Here is a 21110-nt window from a genome sequence, read left to right as displayed (position 1 = left end):
AGCGATCCCGCCGAGCAACCCGGCGCGCTGATGCAGGCCGTCACCCGCGTCAGCGGCACCGCTTATCCCTGGGGCGCCAAGAACGTCGACACCGACGTCATCATCCCGGCGCACTGGCTCAAGACGATCACGCGCTCCGGCCTCGGCCGCGGCGCGTTCGAGACGGTGCGCGCGCAGCCCGGGAACCTCTTCGACGACCCGCGCTACGCCGGCGCGCCGATCCTGATCGCGGGCGACAATTTCGGCTGCGGCTCGAGCCGCGAGCATGCCGCCTGGGCGCTGGCCGACATGGGGGTGCGCGCGGTGATCGCGCCGAGCTTCTCCGACATCTTCTCGGGCAATGCGTTCAAGAACGGCATCGTCACCGTGGTGCTGCCGCAGGAGGCGGTCGACCGCCTCGTCGAGGTGGCGAGGACCGACCCGGTCACCGTCGATCTCGAGACGATGACGGTCACCACGCCGTACCAGGATCGCTATACGTTCGAACTCGACCCGTTCCGCCGCCGCTGTCTGATGGAGGGGCTGGACGAGGTCGGCCTCACGCTGGCAAAGGATACCGTGATTTCGAATTTCGAGGAGCGGCTCGGCGTCGAGCGCCCTTGGATCGGGCACGGGAGAGCGGATCATGCGGGCCTTGCTGTCGAGGGTGCCGGGCGGGCCTGACACGCTGGAGATCGGCGAGCTGCCCGATCCCGTCGCGGGCGCGGGCGAGGTGGTGGTCGCGGTCAAGGCCTGCGCGATCAACTATCCCGACGTGCTGGTGATCGAGGACCGCTACCAGATGCGCCCGCCGCGCCCGTTCGCGCCGGGGGGCGAGATCGCCGGCGTGGTCGACACGGTCGGGGAGGGCGTCACCCGCTGGCAGGTCGGTGACCGGGTCATGGGCAACACGATGATGGGCGGGCTGAGCGAGCGGCTGCGCTTCGCCGAGCACTCGCTCCACGCCGTGCCCGCGGGGCGCAGCTTCGAGGAAGCGTCCGCGCTGCTGCTCACCTATGCGACGACGATCCACGCGCTGGTCGACCGCGGCGCGATCGCGGCGGGCGAGCGGCTGCTGGTGCTCGGCGCCGCGGGCGGGGTCGGGCTCGCCGCGATCGAGCTGGGCAAGGCGCTCGGCGCGCACGTCGTCGGCGCGGTGTCGAGCGAGGCCAAGGCGGCGGCGGTGCGGGACGCCGGCGCGGACGAGGTGCTCGTCTACGGCCGCGCGCCGTTCGACAAGGAGCAGAGCAAGGCGCTGGCGGACCGCTTCAAGGCGGCGGCCGGGCCGGATGGCTTCGACCTGGTCTACGACCCGGTCGGGGGCGACTATGCCGAGCCGGCGCTGCGCTCGCTCAGCTGGGAAGGGCGCTACCTCGTCGTCGGCTTCCCCGCCGGCATCCCCAGGCTGCCGCTCAACCTCACGCTGCTGAAGAGCTGCGACGTCCGGGGTGTCTTCTGGGGCGCGTTCGCCGCGCGCCATCCCGAGCGCAACCGCGCCCACATCGCGCGCCTGTTCGAACTGTGGGGCGAGGGCAGGATCGCGCCGCGAGTCACCGAGGTGTTCCCGTTCGAGCGCGGCGGCGAGGCGATCGCGCGCATGGCCGCGCGCGCGGCAGTCGGCAAGCTGGTCGTGCGGGTGGGGGCGTAGCCTGCGGGCGAACGACCGGATCGGTCAATTCTTCGCTGCGGAGGGGAGGTGGCGCGCGTGGCGCGACGGAGCGGTGTGCCAGCCGGCGAGCGGATCGGACATGACCGCCGGCGCCACTCCCCCGGCGGCCGTTCCGCCTCCGCCTCCCCTCGCCGGGGAGGACGACGCGGGTAGGCAGGACGCGGCTCGGCCACCGTCCCCGCCGCCCATCACCCGCCCGCCCGTTGCACCGCGCCGCCGCGCGCACTATCCCGGTGCGCTACACGGTGGGGAACCAGCATGACCGCTTTCGAGGATCGCCAGCGCGCGTTCGAGGCCAAGTTCGCGCGCGACGAGGAAGTGGCGTTCCGCATCGTCGCGCGGCGCAACCGCCTCGTCGGGCAATGGGCCGCCGAGCTGATGCAGCTCACCCCCGCCGAGACCGACGCTTATGCCAAGGCGGTCGTCCAGGCCGACTTCGAGGAGGCCGGCGACGAGGACGTGGTGCGCAAGGTGTACGGCGACCTCACCGCCGCCAACGTCGACGTCGACGAGGCCGCGGTGCGCCGCGCGCTCGAGGAGAAGACGATCGAGGCGCGGCGCCAGCTGCTGCAGTCGGAGTAAGACGAATGCCGATGGAGGGAGCGGAGATCGCCGCGCTGATCAAGGCGGGCATCCCCGATGCCGAGGTGGAGATGACCGACCTCGCCGGCGACGGTGACCATTGGTCGGCGCGCGTCGTGGCGCCGTCGTTCGCGGGCATGCCGCGGGTGAAGCAGCACCAGGCGGTCTATGCCGCGCTGGGCGGGCGCATGGGCGGCGTGCTGCATGCCTTGCAGTTGACCACCGCCGTCCCGAAGTAGGCGCGGTACAAGAGGGTTGAAGCGATGACCGACGACACGAACGCCCGCATCGACGCGGTGGTGAAGAACAATCCGGTGGTGCTGTTCATGAAGGGCACGCCGCTGTTCCCGCAGTGCGGCTTCTCGAGCCGTGCGGTCGCGATCCTGGAGCGGCTCGGCGTCGCGTTCGAGAGCGTCGACGTGCTGCAGGACCAGGCGATCCGACAGGGCATCAAGGGCTATTCCGATTGGCCGACGATCCCGCAGCTCTACGTCGGCGGCGAGTTCGTCGGTGGCTCGGACATCATGATGGAGATGTACGAGTCGGGCGAGCTCGCCGAGCTGTTCCAGAACGCCGGCGCCGCGGCAGCCGAGGCGAAGTAGCCGAGGGAGGGGGGGGCATACCTCCTCCTCTCAGCCTCCTTGTCACTGAAGAACCTCTCGTCACCCCGGCGCGAGCCGGGTCCAGTCGTGCAGCCGTGGTGAGTCTCACGCGCGCTTCACGACTGGACCCCGGCTTTCGCCGGGGTGACGCGTGTGAGAAGGGGAATGCTTTCTCCCGCGATGGAAGCGCATGCGGTCCGCGCTCCCTCACCCGTGACCCGGAGCGGGGTGACCTGCAGGCACGCCACCAGCCGAGCGGGCTGACCGACGCGCGTGAGGTGAGACGAGCCACACTCTGCGTGCCGTGGAGCGCCCCGCGTGGCCGCGTCGGCATGTAAGGAAAAGCGAGAGCCTCGGTCCCGCCGCGCTATTGACTACACCCGTAATCGGTACGATTACAGCCGTAGTCAATGAGGAGCGAGTCGTGGCCGAGCGGATCAGCGATGCCGAGCACGCGGTGATGGAGGTGCTGTGGGACGACAGCCCGCTCACCGCGCAGGATGTGGCCGAGCGGGTCGACCCCGCGCGCGGCTGGAGTGCCGCGACGGTCAAGACCCTGCTCGGTCGGCTGCTCGCCAAGGAGGCGGTGCGTCACGAGGTCGACGGCCGCCGCTACCTCTACAGCCCGGCGGTGCAGCGCGAGGACTATGTCGAGGGCGAGTCGCGGCGGCTGATCGATCGGCTGTTCGGCGGTCGGCTCACGCCCCTGGTCGCGCACCTCGCCGAGCGCGACGCGCTCACCGCGCAGGACATCACCGAGATCGAGGCACTTCTGCGGGAGTTGAAGCAATGATTGCCTGGGCCATGGAATCTCTGCTCGCGTCGGCGCTGCTGATGGTCGCGGTGCTGGGGCTGCGCGCGCCGGTACGGCGGAGCTTCGGGGCGCCGATCGCTTACGCGCTGTGGGCGATCCCGGCGTTGCGGCTGCTGCTGCCGCCGCTGCCCGCGGGCTGGCGCGCCGAGGCGCTGCCGACGCTCGCGTCGCTGCCCGCGGGCGAGCCGATCGCACACGCGCTCGCGCCCGTCGCCGCGCTGCCCGCGCTGGTGCCGCAGACGGCGTCGCTGCTGCCGGCGGTCGTGCTGGGAACCTGGGCCGCCGGCGCGCTCGCGCTGCTGCTGTGGCAGGTCGCCGATTACTGGCGCTTCCGCTACCGGCTGCTGCGGCACGGTCTCGCGCTCGACCAGATCGGCGGCATCACGATCGTGCAGAGCGAGGCGGCGCGCGGCCCGGTGGCGTTCGGCGTGTTCGACAAGGTCGTCGCTTTCCCACGCGACTTCGCGGCGCGCTTCGATGCCGAGGAGCGCGCGCTCGCGCTCGAGCATGAGCTCGGCCATCACCGCCGCGGCGACCTCGTCGCCAACTGGGTGGCGCTGGTGGTGCTCGCGCTCCACTGGTTCAACCCGCTCGCCTGGATCGCCTTCCGCGCCTTCCGCGCGGACCAGGAGATGGCCAACGACGCGGGCGTGCTCGCCCGGCTCGGCGGCGCCTCGCGCCACGCTTATGGCTGCGCGATCGTCAAGGCGGCGCACGGCCGCGCCGTGACCGCCACCTGCCACCTCCACACCGTCAAGGACCTGAAAGGGCGACTGCGCATGCTGAGCAGGACGCGCGCCTCGCGCACCCGCACGACGCTCGGCGTCGCCGCCACCGCCGCGATCGCGCTCGGCGCGCTGGGGCTCACCGCCTCCGGCACCCAGGCGGCGGAGCGGATGCGCGGCGGGGTCGAGGAGGCGGTCGGGATCGATCCGCACGCCTTCGACGACGCGCTGTCGCTGATGGCGTCCTTCCCCGAGCCGCCCGCCGCGCCGGCGGTGCCGGACGTCCCACCCGTGCCCGCGCCCGGTCACCATGGCCAGCGAGTCACGATCGTGCACGACGGCGAGACCACGACCTACGACGGCCAGGAGGCGGCCGACTATATCGCGGCGCATCCGGTGCCGACGCCGCCCGTGCCCCCGGTCGCGCCGCTGCCGCCGGTGCCCGCCTTCGCGTCGGTCCCGCCGCTGCCGCCGGTGCCGCCGGTCGCGAGCCGCCGCTGCGGGGGCGAGCCGACTCGCTACGTGATGAGCGCGACGCAGAACGGCCAGCGCGTCACCGTGATCTGCACCGACCATGTCGAGCGCGCCGCGCGCGAGGCGAGCCGGGCGGCGGTGGAGGCGCGCGGCCAGCGCGACGGCGCGATGCGCACCGCGCTCGCCAGCCTGGAGCAGACCCGCGCGCAGCTCGCCGCCAACCGTGACATGCCCGCCGAGGCGCGCCGCGACGCGGTCCGGGAGATCGAGCAGGCGATGCGCGAGGTGCGCGACGAGATGGCGCAGCGCGACCACGACTGAGCCGCGCCGCTCGGGTCGCCCCCACTCACGTCGCCTCGCTCGCTTCGCCCCGCTTGCTTCGCCGTCGCGCAGCCGCCATCTGGTGGCGCGATGGCGAAGCCTCCTCCCACCGGCCTGGCCGTCCCGCTCGAGCCGCTCGTCGCCCGCGTGCTCGCTCCGAACGCCTCGGCCTATACCTACACGGGCACGCAGACCCATATCGTCGGGCGTGACGATGTCGCGGTGATCGATCCGGGTCCCGACGAGGGCGCGCATCTCGCCGCGCTCCATGCCGCGATCGCCGGACGCCCGGTCCGCGCGATCCTGGTCACGCACCACCATCGCGACCATTCCCCCGCCGCGCGCGCGCTCGCCGCGGCGACCGGCGCGCCGATCGTCGGCGCGGCCGCCACGGTGCGCGGCGAGGAAGGCGAGGGCGCCGCGGTCGACGCCGCCTTCGATCGCGGCTACACCCCCGATCACGTCCTCGCCGACGGCGACCGCGTCGGGGGCGACGGCTGGACGCTCACCGCGCTCGCGACGCCGGGCCACACCAGCCAGCATCTCGCGTACGCGCTGGAGGAGAGCGGGGCGCTCTTCTCGGGGGACCATGTCATGGGCTGGGCCACCAGCGTGATCTCGCCGCCCGACGGCGACATGGGCGAGTATCTCGCCAGCCTGGAGGCGCTGCTCGCGCGCGACGACCGTGTCTACTACCCCGGCCACGGCGAGGCGGTGGAGCGCCCGCAGCGGCTGGTGCGCGGCATGCTCGGGCATCGCCGGCAGCGCGAGGGACAGATCGTCCGGCTGCTCACCGCTTCGCCGCACACCGTCGCCGCGCTGGTCGAGCGCATGTACGTCGGGCTCGACCCGCGGCTCGCGGGCGCGGCGGCGCGCTCGGTGCTGGCGCATCTCATCGATCTGGAGCGGCGCGGCGTGGCGGCGCGGGAGGAGGGCGCGTGGCGGATCATCTGACCGGGCTGGGCAAGCTGCTGGTGTCGCTGGCGATCGCCACGGCGATCCTGGTCGCGACCTTCGTCGGCTATCGCTACTATACCGAGCGCTACGCCGTCTCGACCGACGACGACGGCGTGGCGGTGGCGCGCGTGGTCGCGGGGCGGCTGTACGGCAGCAGCGACCTGCGCGTCAGCCATCTCGCGGGCACGGTCCAGTCGACCGCGTCGACCACCCGGATGTTCGGCTGGCTGCGCTACGTGCGGCTGATCAAGGCCCCCTACGACGTCGACTATTTCGTCGACCTCGGGGCGCTGGCGCCGCGCGACTTCCGCTACGACGCGCGTCGGCGGACCTTGCTGGTCGAGGTGCCCGACGTCGTCGTCGGCAATCCCAACGTCGACGAGGGCCGTGTCACGCTCGACACCACCACGGGCTTCCTGCCGCCGCGCGGCGCGATGGCGGAGCTGCAGAAGATGGTGTCGGCCAAGGCGACGACGGTCGTCGCCGCCAAGGCGCGCGAGCCCGAGAACATGCGCAAGGCGCGCGAGAACGGCCGCGCCGCGTTGGAGCGATTGTTCGCGGGCAGCCTCGACGCCGCGGGGCTGCCCGTGACCGTGACGGTGCGCTTCGCCGGCGAGCCGCGCACCGGCAGCAGCGAGCGCTGGGACCTCACCCGCTCGCTCGAGGAAGTGCTCGGCAACAGCAGCTGACTTGATCCGGCGGCGCCGCCGGGCCATCTGCGCTCGCATGGACCAGCCGACCAGCCTCGCCGGGCTCGACCTGCGCGCCGAGATCGACCGCCTCCGCACGGAGCGCAACGCCGTGATCCTCGCGCATTATTACCAGAGGCCCGAGATCCAGGACCTGGCCGACTTCGTCGGCGACAGCCTCGACCTCAGCCGCAAGGCGCAGGCGACCGACGCCGACGTGATCGCCTTCTGTGGCGTGCGCTTCATGGCCGAGACCGCCAAGATCCTGTCGCCGCAGAAGACCGTGGTGCTCCCCGACATGGACGCGGGCTGCTCGCTCGAGGACAGCTGCCCGCCCGAGCAGTTCGCCGCCTTCCGCGCGCAGCATCCCGACGCGATCGCGCTCACCTACATCAACTGCTCGACCGCGGTGAAGGCGCTGAGCGACGTGATCGTCACCTCCTCCTCCGCCGAGACGATCCTCGCCAAGATCCCGCCCGAGCAGAAGATCATCTTCGGCCCGGACCGCAATCTCGGCGGCTATCTCGCGCGCAAGACCGGGCGCGACCTGATCCTGTGGCCGGGCGTGTGCATCGTCCACGAGGCGTTCAGCGAGACCGAGCTGCTCAAGCTCAAGGCCGAGCACCCCGGCGCGCCGGTGGTGGCGCACCCGGAATGCCCCGCGGTGATCCTCGACCACGCCGATTACGTCGGCTCGACCCGCGGGATCCTCGAATATGCGATGGCGATGCCGGGCGAAACGCTGATCGTCGCGACCGAGCCCCACATCATCCACCAGATGGAGAAGGCGCTGCCGGCCAAGCGCTTCATCGGTGCGCCCGGGGCGGATGGCAACTGCAACTGCAACATCTGCCCGTACATGGCGCTCAACACGATGGAGAAGCTGTACCTCGCGCTGCGCGATCTCACTCCGCGGATCGAGATCGAGGAAGGGCTGCGGCTCGAGGCCAAGAAGAGCCTCGAAGCGATGATGAGCCTGGCCGGCGCGACGGTGGGGCAGGGCGACCTCGGCAAGGTGAAGGTGACGGGGGACTGAGGGACGGGCGCAGTCGCCCCTCGTCGTCGTCCCGGCCTGGAGCCGGGATCCATGCCGCGGCGCACACCACGTGCCTCTCTCCCGCGGGGACATGGACTCCGGCTCAAGGTCGCGACGACGGTGTCGGAGCGGCGTGATGCCCTTGCCTGACGCCAACCGCGCGGTCGAACCGGCGCCGGTCACCACCCGCCGTCACCCGCGCGCTTCCCCTCCGTCGCCGCCGCCGTTACGCAGGGCGGCGATGAAGACCCTCCTCCCGCTCGCCCTCCTGCCGCTGATCGCCGCCGCCGCACCCATCGCCGATCCCTATCGCTGGCTCGAGGACATCGAGGGCGCGCGCGCGCTCGACCAGGTCAAGGCGTGGAACGCCGAGACCGAGGCGGTGCTCACCGAGGATCCGCGCTTCCAGCAGGACCGCGCCCGCGCGCGCGAGATCCTCGACGACGAGGCGCAGATCGCCGACCCGGACGCGGTGATCGGCCAGCAGGTGACCAACCTGTGGCGCGACGCGCGCAACCCCCGCGGGCTGTGGCGCGTGTCGCCGCTCGCCGACTATCGCGCGGGCAAGCCCCGGTGGCGCACGCTGATCGACGTCGACGCGCTGGGCAAGGCGGAGGGCAAGAGCTGGGTGTGGCACGGCGCGAGCTGCCTCGAACCCGCCTACACGCGCTGCCTCGTCGAGCTCAGCAACGGCGGCACCGACGCGCAGGTCGTGCGCGAGTTCGACCTCACCACCGGCCGCTTCGTCGACGGCGGCTTCGTCGTGCCCGAGGCCAAGAACGACGCCACCTGGGTCGACCAGGACACGCTGCTCGTCGCGACCGACTGGGGCAAGGGCTCGCTGACCGAGTCGGGCTACCCGCGGATCGTCAAACGCTGGCGGCGCGGCACCCCGCTCGCCGACGCACGACTCGTGCATGAGTCGCCGGTCACCGCGGTGGAGGTGACCCCGCTCGCCTTCGTCGACGCGACGCGGCGCTGGCCGATGATCAGCGTCGGGCGCAGTTTCTTCGATCGCGCGCTGCTGCTCGGGACCGACGACGGCCGCTTCGTCCCGCTCGGCCTGCCCAAGAACGCCGACGTGATGGAGGTGATCGACGGTCGCGTAGTCGCGCGGCTGAGCCAGCCCGCGCTCGGCTTCCCCGCGGGCGCGTTGGTCGCCTGGCCGCTCGCCGACATCGCCGCGGGCCGCCGCGCGACGCCCGAGCTGGTGCTCGCGCCGACCGAGCGTCAGGCGATCGAGGAGGCGGGCGCGAGCGATCACGTGCTCTGGGTCAAGCTGCTCGACGACGTCTCGGGCAGGCTGCTCGCGCTGCGCCGCGGCGCCGACGGCGCGTGGACTCAGCGCGCGGTGCCGCTGCCGGGCAACAGCACGGTGCATCTCGCGACCCAGGTCGGCGCCAGCGACGAGACCTTCGTCTCGGTCGAGGGCATGCTGACGCCGCCGACGCTGTACGTGGCGGGCGAGCGGGGCCCGCCGCGCGTCGTCCAATCACTGCCGGCGCGCTTCGACGCCAGCCGGTTCGCCGTGACCCAGCGCTTCGCCACCTCGCGCGACGGCACGCGCGTGCCATACTTCCTCGTCACCAAGAAGGGAGCGACGGCCCCCGCGCCCGCGCTGATCCACGCGTACGGGGGGTTTAAGCTCGCGCAGACGCCGACCTATCTCACCGGTCAGCCCTATCGCGCCGGTCCGCTGGCGCTCTTCTGGGTCGAGCAGGGCGGCGCCTATGTGCTCGCCAACCTGCGCGGCGGCGGAGAGTACGGACCGCGCTGGCACCAGGCGGGGCTGCGTGAGAAGCGCCAGAACGTCTACGACGATCTCCACGCGGTCGCCGAGGACCTGGTGCGCACCGGCGTGTCGGCGAAGAAGAAGATCGCGGTGTCGGGGCGCTCCAACGGCGGGCTGCTGGTGGGCGTCGCGCTGACGCAGCGGCCGGACCTGTACGGCGCGATCATCGCCGGCTCGCCGCTGGAGGACATGAAGCGCTACTCGCATTTGTCCGCCGGCGCCTCATGGATCGACGAGTTCGGCGATCCGGACAAGCCCGCCGACTGGGCCTTCATCCGGCGCTACTCGCCGTACCAGAACGTGCGCGACGGGGTGCGCTACCCGCCGGCCTTCTTCTATCTCTCGACCAAGGACGATCGCGTCCATCCCGGCCACGCGCGCAAGCTCGCGGCACTGCTGAAGGCCGAGGGCAATCCGGTCTATTTCCACGAGTACCTGGAGGGCGGTCACGCCGTGGGAGCCGACCACGCCGAGGATGCCTACCGCGCCGCACTGCTCGACGCCTTCCTCAGGCGCGAGCTGATGGGGAAGTAGGGGAGTGTGCCCGATGAAGGCGGGGGCTCAGGTGGGCGACGCCCGTCGCTGCCCGCCCTTCACCCCGGCGAACGCCGGGGTTCAGTTGGGGAACGCCTGTGAGTCTCACCGCGACCAACCCACCTGGACCCCGGCCTTCGCCGGGGTGAAGCGACGAGCCGGCACGTCGCCCTCTTCCAAATGCCTTGACTTGCGCCCGTCCGCTTCCAGACAAGGGCGCCATCCAAGACACTGACGGGAGCAAGCGCGTGGAGAGCAGCCGGCGGGACCTGATGATGATGATGGCGCTCGGCGGCGCCGGCGCGGCAGCCGCGACCGGGGTGGCGGGCGAGGCCGAGGCGGCCGCCCCCGCGATCCCGGCCAAGGTGGTCCACCACGTCTTCTTCTGGCTCAAGAACCCCTCCGACGCCGGCGACCGTGCCAAGCTGATCGCGGGGCTGCGCACGCTGGCGGGCATCCCGGCGCTGCGCGGGCTCCACATCGGCGTGCCCGCGCCGACCGAGCAGCGCGACGTGATCGACTCGAGCTGGGACGTGTCCGAGCTGATGTTCTTCGACACCGTGGCCGACCAGAAGGCCTATCAGGACCACCCGATCCATCGCGCCTTCGTCGCCGAGTGCGAGAAGCTGTGGCGCAAGGTGACCGTGTACGACGTGCTCAGCGCGTGAGGTAAGGGGCGGGAAGCAGTGGCCTAGCCCCTCACACGTGCCGACCCGGCGGACGCCGCGGCCCAGGTGGGAAGGTCGGTGTGAGGCCACGAGCGTGCCCCACCTGGACCCCGGCGTGCGCCGGGGTGAAAGCGGTGGGGAGCGCGCGCGCCTGGAGCCGCGCGAGTCTTCCTCGCCGTCCCCTCAGTTCATCAGCTCGACCGCCATCGCCACCGCCTCGCCGCCGCCGATGCACAGCGAGCCGACGCCGCGCTTCGCCCCGCGATTCTCCAGCGCCGCCAGCAGCGTCGCCAGGATGCGCGCGCCCGAGGCGCCGATCGGGTGTCCCAGCGCGCAGGCGCCGCCGTTGACGTTCACCACCTCGTGATCGAGCGCGAGCTCCTGCATCGCCACCATCGCGACGCAGGCGAAGGCCTCGTTGACCTCCCAAAGGTCGACCTCGTCCTTGCTCCAGCCGGCGCGCTCCAGCACCTTCTTCATCGCCGGCACCGGCGCGGTGGTGAAGCGCGCGGGGCGATGCGCGTGCGCGGCATGCGCGACGATCTGCGCGACCGGCGTGATCCCCAGCTTCTCCGCGACCGACAGCCGGGTCAGCACCAGCGCGGCGGCGCCGTCCGAGATCGACGAGGCGTTGGCCGCGGTGATCGTACCCTCCTTGGCGAAGGCGGGCTTGAGCGTCGGGATCTTGGTGATGTCGCCCTTGCTCGGCTGCTCGTCGGCGCTCACCGTCGTCGTGCCCTTGCGCCCGACCACGTCGACGCTGACGATCTCGCGGTCGAACGCGCCGCTCTGCTGCGCCGCCTGCGCGCGCTGGAGCGAGGCGATGGCGAAATCGTCCTGCGCCTTGCGCGTGAACTGATATTCCTGCGCGGTGTCCTCGGCGAAAACGCCCATCGCCTTGCCCGGCTCATAGGCGTCCTCGAGCCCGTCGAGGAACATATGGTCGAACAGGCGGTCGTGGCCGATGCGCGCGCCGCCGCGATGCGCCTTGGAGAGATAGGGCGCGTTGGTCATGCTCTCCATGCCGCCCGCGATCACCAAATCGACCGAGCCCGCCGCGAGCGCGTCGCTGCCGAGGATCGCGGCCTGCATGCCCGAGCCGCACACCTTGTTGAGCGTGGTGGCCTCGACATGCTCGCCGAGCCCGGCGCGGATCGCGGCCTGGCGCGCGGGAGCCTGGCCGACGCCGGCGGAGAGGACGTTGCCCATGTAGATCCGCTCCACCGCGGCAGCATCGACCCCGGCGCGCTCGACCGCCGCCTTCACCGCCGCCGCGCCGAGCTCGCTCGCGCTCAGCCCCGCCAGACTGCCCTGCATCGAGCCCATCGGCGTGCGCGCGTAGGACAGGATGACGACGGGATCGGTGGCCATGGCGGGGTTCCTCTCGTGCGATATGTTGCGGTGCATCTAATCGCTCGCGGGGTGCTTTACAAACCGCTAGGCGGTCGCGGGTGACCAGCGGGACGACAGCGAGCGAGCGAGCGGGGCCGGGTGAGCGCTCGAGCGGCGAGATCGTCGGTGATCGCTTCTCCCTACCTGTTCCCCGGCGCGGGCCGGAGCCCAGGTGGGAGGCGCCGCGGTTCCATCACTTCGGCCTTCGCAAGCGGGCCCCGGCCTTCGCCGGGGAACAGCGTGTTGTTCGTGGTGCGCTTCCGCCTCACCGTCGCCCGACGTCCGTCCGTGGCTGACCCGCTCGTCTGGCCCGCGCTGCTCGGTGTGTTCGGGGCGATCGTCGGCAGCTTCCTCGCGACGATCGCGGTGCGCTGGCCGGCCGGACGCTCGGTGCTGAGCGGGCGCTCGGCGTGCGACTCGTGCGGCCGCACGCTCGCCGCGCACGAGCTGGTGCCGCTCGTCAGCGGCGCCGTCGCGCGTGGCAGGTGTCGCAGCTGCGGCGCCGCGATCGACCAGCGCCACCTGCTCGTCGAGGCGGGCTGCGCCGCGGTCGGCGTCGCCGCCGGGCTCGCCGCGCCGGGCTGGAACGCGGCGGCGGGGGCGCTGTTCGGCTGGCTGCTGCTGGTGCTCGCGCTGCTCGACGCGAGCGACTTCTGGCTGCCCGACGAGCTGGTGGCCGCGCTCGCGCTCGGCGGCGCGGTGACCGCCTGGTGGTGCCCGCCCGACGTCGCCGAGCGGGTGATCGGCGGTGTGGCCGGCTTCGCGCTGCTGTGGCTCGTCGCGGTTGGCTATCGTCGGTGGCGCGGGCGCGACGGGATGGGCGGCGGCGATCCCAAGCTGCTCGGCGCGATCGGGCTGTGGCTCGGCTGGCGGCTGCTTCCCGCGGTGCTGCTGGTGGCGGGACTGGTCGGGCTCGGCTGGGTCGCCTTCCAGCATCTGCGCGGGCGCGGGCTGGCGCGCGACGACGCACTGCCGCTCGGCACGCTGCTGGCGATCGCGGCTTATCCGGCGTGGCTCGTCATGATAGTCTCGGCGCCATGACGCTCGCTTTCCTGCTCGCGCTCGTCCAGGCCGCGCCGGCGCTCCCGGCCGACTCGATCGACGGCCTCCCGCTCAGCACGCTGCCGCGCCAGGAACTGCCCGCGCGCGGCTGTGCCGCCTATCTCTTCTCCACCGGCCAGGTGCGCGGGCTCGCCGCGGTGGCCACCGCCGACCCGTCGACGCTGCGGATATCGCTCGACGGCTCGGTGCGCGACCTCGGGCGCGCCGGCGCGGCCGGCACGGTGTCGCTGGGGCTCAACGCCGAGTCGGTCTATCGTGGCGGCGAGGTGACCGCGACGGTGCAGCTCACGATCGAGCCGCGTCCCAATCTCAACAACGGTGCCGCGGTGCCCAGCGCGACGCTGCGGCTCGACCGTCCGGGGCAGGACACGCTGGTGGTGCCGCTCGCCGGGCTGGTCGGCTGCGCGCCCGCCGCTGCCGCCGCCGCTCCCCAGCCACGCTGAGCGCGCCCGCATGAGAAAGGCCCGGCGGAGCATGTCCGCCGGGCCCCTGCTCTCGGCCCGTGCCGTGGACGCGCGCGCGTCAGTGCAGCGAGTCGATCTCCTCTTTCAGCCTGAGCTTCTGCTTCTTCAGGTCCGCGATCACGATCGTGTCCGGCGCCGGTCGCTGCGACTCGCTGGCGATCCGCTGCTCGAGCGTCGCGTGCTTCGCTTCCAGGGCCGAGAGGTGCGCGGTCTGCATGGCAGTAGCCTCCTTCTTGGTTGAACGGGACTCCGGATAAAACCACGAAACGCACGGAGAGTCGCGTGTCATTTGATGTCGATCGATCGATCGCGGCGACGATGCGACGACTCGTGCGGGGCGCACCGAATGCGCTAGGGAGACGGCCGGGGCCGCTGCTAGGGACGGTGGCGCACAACCAGGGGATGGCGACAGATGCAGGCGGACGCGGACGAGCTGGAGATCGCGGCGCGGCTGAGCGCGCTGCGGGTCGAGCACCGCGACCTCGACGCCGCCATCGCGGCGCTGGGGGAGGGCGGCACCGCCGACCAGCTCCAGCTGATGCGGCTCAAGAAGCGCAAGCTGCGGCTGCGCGACGAGATCGCGTTGCTCGAGGATCAGATCATCCCCGACATCATCGCCTGAGCCCCGCCCGCGCGAAAGATGGTCAACGCGCTTGGCGGCGCCGGGCGGTTCGTGGCAGAATCAACGGCATGGCACAGCTACTCGACGCCGAGCGGATGCAGCGGCGGCTGATCGACACCTTCTACATGGAAGCGATGGTGCTGGCCGACGAGGCGCGCCACTATTTCGACGAGGGCGGCCGCGCCGAGCGCGAGTCGCTCGCGCCGATCGAGCGCGTGACGTTCAGCTGCGAGTCGCTCAAGGTGACGACGCGGTTGATGCACGTGATCGCCTGGTTGCTGACGCAGCGCGCGGTGATCGCGGGCGAGCTGAGCCCGGTGCAGGCGATCGACCCGGCGCGCCGGCTCGGCGCCGCGCCCGCGACCGAGCCGGGCGAGGTGGAGTCGCTGCCCGAGCGCGCGCGCGCGATGATCGCTGCGAGCAGCGACCTGCACCGCCGCGTCGCCCGCCTCGACCACGCGCAGCTGGCGCAGCAGCCCGCGGCGAGTCCGGCGCGCTCGATGCTCGATCGGCTCGCGACCGCGTTCTGAGGGCAGCCGTGTAGTCCTGAACGCGTAGAAGCGAGTAGGAGCGTCGGCGAATGTCGAGGAAGGAGCAGGACAGACCGGCTCTCTCGTCGCCGCTCTATCCCCTTCTGCCGTCATCCCCGCGTAGGCGGGGATCCAGACACGCCGACGATGCTGCTCCATCAAGGACCTGCGTGTCTGGATTCCCGCCTTCGCGGGAATGACGAAGAAAGGGGTGCGATCCGCCTTCGAGCCACCGACACCGATCCATACTGCCGCAGTCGCTCGCGCTAGCTCGTCGCGGCCCTCACACCCCGATGCGGGTCCGCGCCGCCGCATATTCCCGCGCGATCCGCTCCACTCGCTCCGCCACCGGCTCGATCCGGTCGACCGCGCCGATGCCCTGGCCCGAGCCCCAGATGTCGCGCCACGCCTTGGCCTTGGCGCCGCCCTCGTTGCCCGCGGCCGAGCCGAAGTCCATCGTGCGATAGTCGCCCTGCGGCAGGTTGTCGGGGTCGAGCCCGGCCGCGGTGATCGACCCGCGCAGGTAATTGCCGTGCACGCCGGTGAAGAGGTCGGTGTAGACGATGTCGGCCGCGCCGCCCTCGACGATGCCCTGCTTGTAGCGCGCGTCGGCGCGCGCCTCCTCGGTGGCGATGAAGGCCGAGCCGATATAGGCGAAATCCGCCCCCATCGCCTGCGCCGCCAGCACCGCGTCGCCGGTGGCGATCGCGCCCGACAGCGCGAGCGGGCCGTCGAACCAGGCGCGGATCTCCTGCACCAGCGCGAAGGGCGAGAGCTTGCCCGCATGACCGCCCGCGCCGGCGGCGACCGCGATCAGCCCGTCGGCCCCTTTCTCCACCGCCTTGCGCGCGTAGCGGTCGTCGATCACGTCGTGCAGCGTGATCCCGCCCCAGGCGTGCACCGCGTGGTTGAGATCCTCGCGCGCGCCGAGCGAGGTGATCGTGATCGGCACCTGCCACTTGGCGCACACCGCGAGGTCGCGCTCGAGCCGGTCATTGGAACGGTGGACGATCTGGTTGACCGCGAACGGCGCGGCGGGCCGGTCGGGATGAGCGCGATTATGCGCCGCCAGTTCCTCGGTGATCTGGTGGAGCCACTCGTCGAGCAGCGTTTCGGGGCGGGCGTTGAGCGCCGGGAAGGAACCGACGATCCCCGCCTTGCACTGCGCGATGACGAGCTCCGGCCCCGATATAATGAACATCGGCGAGCCGATGATCGGCAGCCGGAGGCAGGACAGGAGCGGCGGTGTCGACATGGGCCGGGTTATGTGGAGGCGCCCCGCCGCTGGCAAGGCTGACGCCACGTCAACCGTTCGGCGGCGTGTCGATACGCTCCAGCGTCGCCGCCGCGGCGTGCGCGTTCTCGACGTAGTGCGCCGCCGAGACGCGCAGCGCCGCCACCGCGGCGTCGTCGAGCTCGCGCACGGCGCGCGCGGGGCTGCCGATGATCAGGCTGCGCGGCGCGAAGACCTTGCCTTCGGTCACCAGCGCGCCGGCACCGACGAGGCAGTCGTCGCCGATCACCGCATGGTTGAGCACGATCGCGCCCATGCCGATCAGCACGCGCTCGCCCAGCGTGCAGCCGTGCAGGATGGCGCGATGCCCGATCGTGCAGTCCGCGCCGATCGTCAGCGGGGCGCCCGGGTCGGAGTGGAGCGTGCAGCCCTCCTGCACGTTGCTGCGCGCGCCGACCGTGATGTCGGTGTTGTCGCCGCGGACGGTCGCGCCGAACCATATGCCGACGTCCTCGCCGAGCCGCACCGCACCGATCACGTCGGCGCTGGGCGCGACCCAGGCGCGCGAAGCGAGCGTCGGCTGCTGTCCCTTGAAGGCGTAGAGCGGCATCGGTCGTCTCTCCTGTCGCTGCTGTCCCGCGGCGGGAAGCGTGCGCCGCATCGGGGACGTGGTCCTAAACGTAAATATCGCGTTAAAGCATAGTCATGGATCGCAGACTCGTCCTCACCAATGAAGGCGCCCGCCACCCGTTCCGCCGGTCGCTGCCGCCGCCCCCGCCGTTCGTGGGCGCGCCGCGGTCGCGCACGCGCGAGGACGCCAAGCTGTTCCTGCTGAGCTTCTCGGCGTTCTTCACCTGTTTCTACACGCTGATCGCCTAGCCGGCGGGCGTTGTGCCGCGCTTTGTGGCGCGGCGTGGCGGGTGACACCAGCGGCCTCGCGGCGACGCGCTCCCGGCGCGGGCAGGTTGCTCGAGTTCATCGGCGTCATCCTGGACCCGTTCCCGGATCACCCGCGGGCCCGCGAACCCTGAATCAAGTTCAGGATGACGCCAGCGGGCGTGTGGCTGAGCAATTTTGCCCCCACCGCGATCGCGCGCGCGCGTTCACCTCTTCGCGGCTGTCCTACACGCGCGCGCTCTGGCACGACGCACGACCGCGCGCGCTCTCATCGCCGGCGGTCGCGCGCGGCGACACGCGCCGGCACCACAACACAGCGGGCCGCGCGCGCGAGTCATCCAGCGACTCAACACCGGCGCGGATCGCGCCAGTGACTCAACTTTCGCCGCGTTCACGTGACCGGTAGCCTCGCTTTTTGACCACGGGAGGTCAGCTTTTCTCAAGCAAGAACAATCGCGTGCGGGGCGATTTTCACGCCCGCTCACATTCGCAGCGAATGTTGAGTCCTGTTGGATCCGCGCCGCCTCAGTCGCAGGCGCGATGCAGTCGCTGCGCGATCCAGGCGGAGACGACGCACATGCCCGCCACCACCAGCAGCAGCTGCGCCGGCGTCACACCCGCCGCGGTGATCGCCGCGACCACGATCGAGCCGATCGTCATCGCACCCGCGTTCACGACGTTGTTCGCCGCCACGGTGCGCGCGGTGTGGTCCTTGGTCACGGTGGTGGTGAGGAAAGCGTAGAGCGGCACGACGAACATGCCGCCGAAGACCGCCACCCCGAGCAGCGCCAGCAGCACCAGCGCGGCATGCGGCTGGTGCAGGAAGCCGGCCATGTCGAACAGATGCCCCGACGCGGCCGGTGTCCACAGCCCCACCACCCAGCGGAAGGCGAGCACCGCCACGCCCATCGCGATCACCGAGGCGGGCGAGTAGCGCGCCGAGATCTGCCCGCGCAGCAGCAGGTTGATCACCACCGATCCGATCGCGACGCCGACCGAGAAGACCGCCAGCACCAGGCTGGCGACGCTCGCGTCCGCGGTCAGCACGTTCTTCACCAGGGGCGGGAAGACGATGATCAGCACCGAGCCGATCGTCCAGAAGAAGCTGATCGCGCAGATCGCCAGGAACAGCCGCGGGATGTGCATCGTGCCCGCGATCAGGCGCCAGGAGGCGCGGAACGGGTTGAGGTCGACCGCCAGCTTGGGCCCGAGCCGCGGCGCGGGCGGCACCGCGCGCGCGGTGAGCCAGCCGAGCAGCGCCACCGCTATCGTCAGCGCGGCCACTAGCGCGGTGGAGCGGTAGACGAAGCCCGCCACGATCGTGCCGAGCAGGATCGAGAGGTAGGTCCCGGCCTCGACCAGCCCGGTACCGCCGAGCACGTCGTCCTCCTCGAGATGCTGGGGCAGGATGGCGTATTTGATCGGGCCGAAGAAGGTCGAGTGGACGCCCAGCCCGGTCACCGCGGTGAGCATGAGCACCAGCGGCAGCGTGACCGCGCCGGTGCGTGCCAGCATCAGCCCGGCGGTGCCGACCGCCATGATCGCGATCTCCACCGTCTTGACGATGCGGATGATCCGGGCCTTGTCCATGGTGTCGGCGAGCTGCCCGGCCAAGGCCGAGAGCAGGAAGAAGGGCAGGATGAAGAGCGCCGCGCTCAGCGCGTTGAAGAAGCTCTCCTGCGTCTCGTCGGCGAAGATCTCGTAGGTGGCGAAGAGCACCATCGAGGTCTTGAACAGATTGTCGTTAAAGGCACCGAGGAACTGGGTGGTGAACAGCGGCAGGAAGCGCCGCCGCTTGAGCAGCCCGAGGGCATTGATCATGACGCGGGACCAGGCCCTTCGGATAGTTGGTACTTGCCGCGGCCATAGCCCCTGGAGGCGCGCGTTCCAAACGCTGTTTTTCGCGGCCGCGGGTTGCGCCGCGGGCGTGCGCGGTCCACGTCGGCGGGCGATGCTGTCGCTGCCCAACCTCCTGACGCTCTCGCGGATCGTCGCGGTGCCGCTGCTGGTCGCCTTCCTGTGGTGGCCGAGCTGGCAGGCCGGCTTCGCGATCGCCTTCTGCCTCTACTGCCTGATGGGCATCACCGACTATTTCGACGGTTATCTGGCGCGCGCGCAGGGCACCGTCTCGAAGCTGGGCGTGTTCCTCGACCCGATCGCCGACAAGATCATGGTCGCCGCGGTGATCCTCATGCTGGTGGGGACGCGCCACGACGACGTCGCCGTGATCACCGGGGTGCATATCATCGCCGCGCTGGTGATCCTGCTGCGCGAGATCGCGGTGAGCGGGCTGCGCGAGTTCCTCGCGGGCCTGCAGGTGTCGCTGCCGGTGTCGCGGCTGGCGAAGTGGAAGACGACGCTGCAGCTGGTGTCGCTCGGCGCCCTGATCCTCTCGGGCGCGGTGCCCGCGGCGGTATGGGTCCACCAGGTCGGGCTCGCCAGCCTGTGGGGCGCGGCGGCGCTGACGATCGTGACGGGGTGGGATTACCTCCGCGTCGGCCTGCGGCACATGGATTGAGCGCGATGCGGCTGCTCTATTTCGCCTGGGTACGCGAGCGCGTCGGCGTCGGCGAGGAGGAGGTGGCGCCGCCGCCGTCGGTGACGACGGTGGCCGAGCTGGTCGCCTGGCTCGCCGCCGCGAGCGAGCGCCACGCCGCCGCCTTCGCCGAGCCGGCGCGACTGCGCGCGGCGGTCGATCAGGCGTTCGTGCCGCTCGACGCGTCGATCGCCGGCGCGCGCGAGGTGGCGATCTTCCCGCCGGTGACGGGCGGATGATCCGCGTCGCCGTCTCGCCCGCCGCGATCGACGTCGCGGCCGAGCTCGCGGAACTCGAGCGCGACGGCGCGGTGGCGAGCTTCACCGGGCTGGTGCGCGGCGACGACGGCGTCGCGACGCTCGAGCTGGAGCATTACCCGGGGGCCACCGAGGCGGCGCTGGAGCGGCTCGCCGCGGCAGCGAGCGCGCGCTGGTCGCTCACCGCGGCGACGATCGTCCATCGCGTCGGAGCGATGGCGCCGGGCGAACGGATCGTTTTCGTGGGCACCTGTGCGCCACACCGCGGCGCGGCGTTGGAGGCCTGCGCCTATCTGATCGACCGGCTGAAGACCGACGCGCCCTTCTGGAAGCGCGAGACGGTGAACGGCGCGGCACGCTGGGTCGAGGCGCGCGCGGGCGACGGAGAGGCGGCGGCGCGCTGGGAATAGACGCGTCCGTCGCCCGATGCCGCTGGGCCCCGACGACGGCCCGGGCCAGCCAGGTGACGCTGGTGAGAAGTCACCGACGCTGTCCCAACTGCTCCCCGGCCTGCGCCGGGGAACAGCCTCGTGTCGTGAGACGCGCCCGCTCACCTCACCGCGGCAATACCCAGTGGACGCGATCGGTGAAGGTGGCCGCGACGGGCGTCCCCGCCTCGTCGAGCGCCGCGGTGAAGCGGCCGCGGCGCTGGTAAAGCCGGCACGTCGCCTGATCGAGCGCGTCATGGCCGCTCGACGCGGTGACGCTGCACCCGGTGACCTTGCCGGCCGCGTCGACCTGGAGCGCGATCGCGACCACGCCCTGCTCGCCGGCGCGGATCGAGGAGGGCGGGTAATCCTCCGTCGAGATCCAGCGTGTGCGATCGCCGCGCGCGCGGACGCTGCTAGCCTTGCTCAGCGGCGGCGGGGGCGGGGTGATCTCCACGGTGCCGCTGCCACCACCGATGATCGGCGTGATCGGGATGATGGGGGGCGCGGGCTCGATCGTGAAGGATTTGTCCACGGCGGTCGGTACGACCGGCTCGGGCGTGACGATCGTCTCCCTCGGCTGCAGCTTGGACGCGACCTGCGTCGGCTGCGGCGCCGGATCAGGTGGCGGCGGAGTCTCTAACGGAATGTTGCGAATCGTCAGCTCTGTCGTCACCGACGTCACGAAGCTCGCCGCCATGCCGCTGACGAACACATAGCCGATCAGGCCATGGATCGCGGCGACCGCGGCGAGGGTGGTGAGGCGTCTCGAACTGGGGACCCGGTCTGCATAAGCCATGCGACAACCCTCCAACCTGGAGTGCCGTGGCGGCCATGTTGCCCGGC

General features: G+C 71.5%; 26 protein-coding genes. 20 read left to right on the top strand and 6 right to left on the bottom strand.

All coding sequences use genetic code 11. The features are described 5' to 3' along the window. Nucleotides 1-30: 30 nt before the first annotated feature. From leuD to FHY05_RS07040, 12 genes are all read left to right on the top strand, one after another. A complete protein-coding gene (gene leuD, locus FHY05_RS07095) occupies nt 31-663 on the top strand; it encodes a 3-isopropylmalate dehydratase small subunit (RefSeq protein ID WP_183943696.1) in 633 nt (210 codons plus the stop codon). Beyond that, on the top strand, nt 626-1627 hold the full coding sequence (locus FHY05_RS07090) for an NADPH:quinone oxidoreductase family protein (protein ID WP_183943695.1): 1002 nt from the start codon (nt 626-628) through the stop codon (nt 1625-1627). Before leuD ends, FHY05_RS07090 begins: the two co-directional genes overlap by 38 nt. 279 nt (nt 1628-1906) lie before the next feature. Continuing rightward, nucleotides 1907-2230, top strand: coding sequence for a DUF1476 domain-containing protein (locus tag FHY05_RS07085; RefSeq protein WP_183943694.1), 324 nt, complete (start codon nt 1907-1909; stop codon nt 2228-2230). Between the two features lie 5 nt (nt 2231-2235). After that, complete coding sequence (locus FHY05_RS07080) at nt 2236-2469, top strand: BolA family protein (protein WP_183920569.1); 234 nt, start codon at nt 2236-2238, stop codon at nt 2467-2469. Nucleotides 2470-2493: 24 nt separating this feature from the next. Beyond that, complete coding sequence (gene grxD, locus FHY05_RS07075; RefSeq protein WP_183943693.1) at nt 2494-2832, top strand: Grx4 family monothiol glutaredoxin; 339 nt, start codon at nt 2494-2496, stop codon at nt 2830-2832. Nucleotides 2833-3256: 424 nt separating this feature from the next. After that, nucleotides 3257-3625 carry a BlaI/MecI/CopY family transcriptional regulator gene (locus FHY05_RS07070; protein ID WP_183943692.1) on the top strand — a complete coding sequence of 123 codons (369 nt, stop codon included), beginning with the start codon at nt 3257-3259 and terminating at the stop codon, nt 3623-3625. An 11-nt stretch (nt 3626-3636) separates the two neighbouring features. Next, nucleotides 3637-5166 (top strand): M56 family metallopeptidase, encoded by a 1530-nt coding sequence (locus tag FHY05_RS07065; RefSeq protein ID WP_260181370.1) that lies wholly within the window; start codon nt 3637-3639, stop codon nt 5164-5166. 90 nt (nt 5167-5256) lie between these two features. Then, complete coding sequence (locus tag FHY05_RS07060; RefSeq protein ID WP_183943690.1) at nt 5257-6120, top strand: MBL fold metallo-hydrolase; 864 nt, start codon at nt 5257-5259, stop codon at nt 6118-6120. Then, nucleotides 6105-6812 carry a DUF4230 domain-containing protein gene (locus FHY05_RS07055; protein WP_183943689.1) on the top strand — a complete coding sequence of 236 codons (708 nt, stop codon included), beginning with the start codon at nt 6105-6107 and terminating at the stop codon, nt 6810-6812. The genes FHY05_RS07060 and FHY05_RS07055 overlap by 16 nt, the downstream gene beginning before the upstream one ends. Before the next feature lie 37 nt (nt 6813-6849). Beyond that, complete coding sequence (gene nadA, locus FHY05_RS07050; RefSeq protein ID WP_183943688.1) at nt 6850-7848, top strand: quinolinate synthase NadA; 999 nt, start codon at nt 6850-6852, stop codon at nt 7846-7848. A 241-nt stretch (nt 7849-8089) separates the two neighbouring features. Further along, nucleotides 8090-10174, top strand: coding sequence for a prolyl oligopeptidase family protein (locus FHY05_RS07045; RefSeq protein WP_183943687.1), 2085 nt, complete (start codon nt 8090-8092; stop codon nt 10172-10174). 248 nt (nt 10175-10422) lie between these two features. Next, nucleotides 10423-10842: a Dabb family protein gene (locus FHY05_RS07040; RefSeq protein WP_311732392.1), complete on the top strand. Its 420-nt coding sequence runs from the start codon at nt 10423-10425 to the stop codon at nt 10840-10842. A 183-nt stretch (nt 10843-11025) separates the two neighbouring features. On the opposite strand, the gene FHY05_RS07035 is transcribed toward FHY05_RS07040, so the two are convergent. Continuing rightward, the gene (locus FHY05_RS07035; RefSeq protein WP_183943686.1) at nt 11026-12213 is read right to left on the bottom strand and encodes an acetyl-CoA C-acyltransferase; all 1188 of its coding nucleotides are present in this window, start codon (nt 12211-12213) and stop codon (nt 11026-11028) included. A gap of 309 nt (nt 12214-12522) precedes the next feature. Between FHY05_RS07035 and FHY05_RS07030 the strand changes: the two genes are divergently transcribed. Further along, entirely contained in the window at nt 12523-13275 is a 753-nt protein-coding gene (locus FHY05_RS07030; RefSeq protein ID WP_183943685.1) for an A24 family peptidase, read from the top strand. Then, nucleotides 13272-13739, top strand: a complete 468-nt coding sequence (locus FHY05_RS07025; RefSeq protein ID WP_183943684.1) for a hypothetical protein — start codon at nt 13272-13274, stop codon at nt 13737-13739. The genes FHY05_RS07030 and FHY05_RS07025 overlap by 4 nt, the downstream gene beginning before the upstream one ends. A 79-nt stretch (nt 13740-13818) precedes the next feature. On the opposite strand, the gene FHY05_RS07020 is transcribed toward FHY05_RS07025, so the two are convergent. After that, the gene (locus tag FHY05_RS07020) at nt 13819-13977 is read right to left on the bottom strand and encodes a YdcH family protein (RefSeq protein WP_183943683.1); all 159 of its coding nucleotides are present in this window, start codon (nt 13975-13977) and stop codon (nt 13819-13821) included. A gap of 195 nt (nt 13978-14172) precedes the next feature. On the opposite strand from FHY05_RS07020, the gene FHY05_RS07015 reads away from it, so the two are divergent. Further along, nucleotides 14173-14382: a YdcH family protein gene (locus FHY05_RS07015; RefSeq protein WP_183943682.1), complete on the top strand. Its 210-nt coding sequence runs from the start codon at nt 14173-14175 to the stop codon at nt 14380-14382. Between the two features lie 68 nt (nt 14383-14450). Then, the gene (locus FHY05_RS07010; protein WP_260181369.1) at nt 14451-14912 is read left to right on the top strand and encodes a DUF1465 family protein; all 462 of its coding nucleotides are present in this window, start codon (nt 14451-14453) and stop codon (nt 14910-14912) included. 283 nt (nt 14913-15195) lie between these two features. On the opposite strand, the gene FHY05_RS07005 is transcribed toward FHY05_RS07010, so the two are convergent. Both FHY05_RS07005 and FHY05_RS07000 read right to left on the bottom strand, forming a co-directional pair. Continuing rightward, entirely contained in the window at nt 15196-16167 is a 972-nt protein-coding gene (locus tag FHY05_RS07005) for a nitronate monooxygenase family protein (RefSeq protein WP_183943681.1), read from the bottom strand. A gap of 49 nt (nt 16168-16216) precedes the next feature. Then, nucleotides 16217-16756 (bottom strand): gamma carbonic anhydrase family protein, encoded by a 540-nt coding sequence (locus FHY05_RS07000; RefSeq protein ID WP_183943680.1) that lies wholly within the window; start codon nt 16754-16756, stop codon nt 16217-16219. Nucleotides 16757-16851: 95 nt separating this feature from the next. On the opposite strand from FHY05_RS07000, the gene FHY05_RS06995 reads away from it, so the two are divergent. Next, nucleotides 16852-17025, top strand: coding sequence for a hypothetical protein (locus FHY05_RS06995; RefSeq protein ID WP_183943679.1), 174 nt, complete (start codon nt 16852-16854; stop codon nt 17023-17025). Between the two features lie 543 nt (nt 17026-17568). Here FHY05_RS06995 and FHY05_RS06990 read toward each other — a convergent pair. Then, entirely contained in the window at nt 17569-18864 is a 1296-nt protein-coding gene (locus tag FHY05_RS06990; protein ID WP_183943678.1) for an MFS transporter, read from the bottom strand. A 130-nt stretch (nt 18865-18994) separates the two neighbouring features. Between FHY05_RS06990 and pgsA the strand changes: the two genes are divergently transcribed. The 3 genes from pgsA to FHY05_RS06975 are packed head-to-tail and all read left to right on the top strand — an operon-like array spanning nt 18995 to nt 20246. Beyond that, nucleotides 18995-19561, top strand: coding sequence for a CDP-diacylglycerol--glycerol-3-phosphate 3-phosphatidyltransferase (pgsA, locus tag FHY05_RS06985; RefSeq protein WP_183943677.1), 567 nt, complete (start codon nt 18995-18997; stop codon nt 19559-19561). A 5-nt stretch (nt 19562-19566) separates the two neighbouring features. After that, entirely contained in the window at nt 19567-19818 is a 252-nt protein-coding gene (gene moaD / locus FHY05_RS06980; RefSeq protein ID WP_183943676.1) for a molybdopterin converting factor subunit 1, read from the top strand. Then, complete coding sequence (locus FHY05_RS06975) at nt 19815-20246, top strand: molybdenum cofactor biosynthesis protein MoaE (RefSeq protein WP_183943675.1); 432 nt, start codon at nt 19815-19817, stop codon at nt 20244-20246. The genes moaD and FHY05_RS06975 overlap by 4 nt, the downstream gene beginning before the upstream one ends. Before the next feature lie 145 nt (nt 20247-20391). Here the strand turns inward: FHY05_RS06975 and FHY05_RS06970 are convergent, their stop codons facing one another. Continuing rightward, nucleotides 20392-21063: an energy transducer TonB gene (locus tag FHY05_RS06970; protein WP_183943674.1), complete on the bottom strand. Its 672-nt coding sequence runs from the start codon at nt 21061-21063 to the stop codon at nt 20392-20394. Nucleotides 21064-21110 lie beyond the last annotated feature (47 nt).

This window comes from Sphingomonas sp. BK580 (assembly GCF_014194975.1).
GTDB lineage: Bacteria > Pseudomonadota > Alphaproteobacteria > Sphingomonadales > Sphingomonadaceae > Sphingomonas.
The sequence above is the reverse complement of the archived record's forward strand: the minus strand, read 5'-3'. Positions and strand labels throughout refer to the sequence as shown.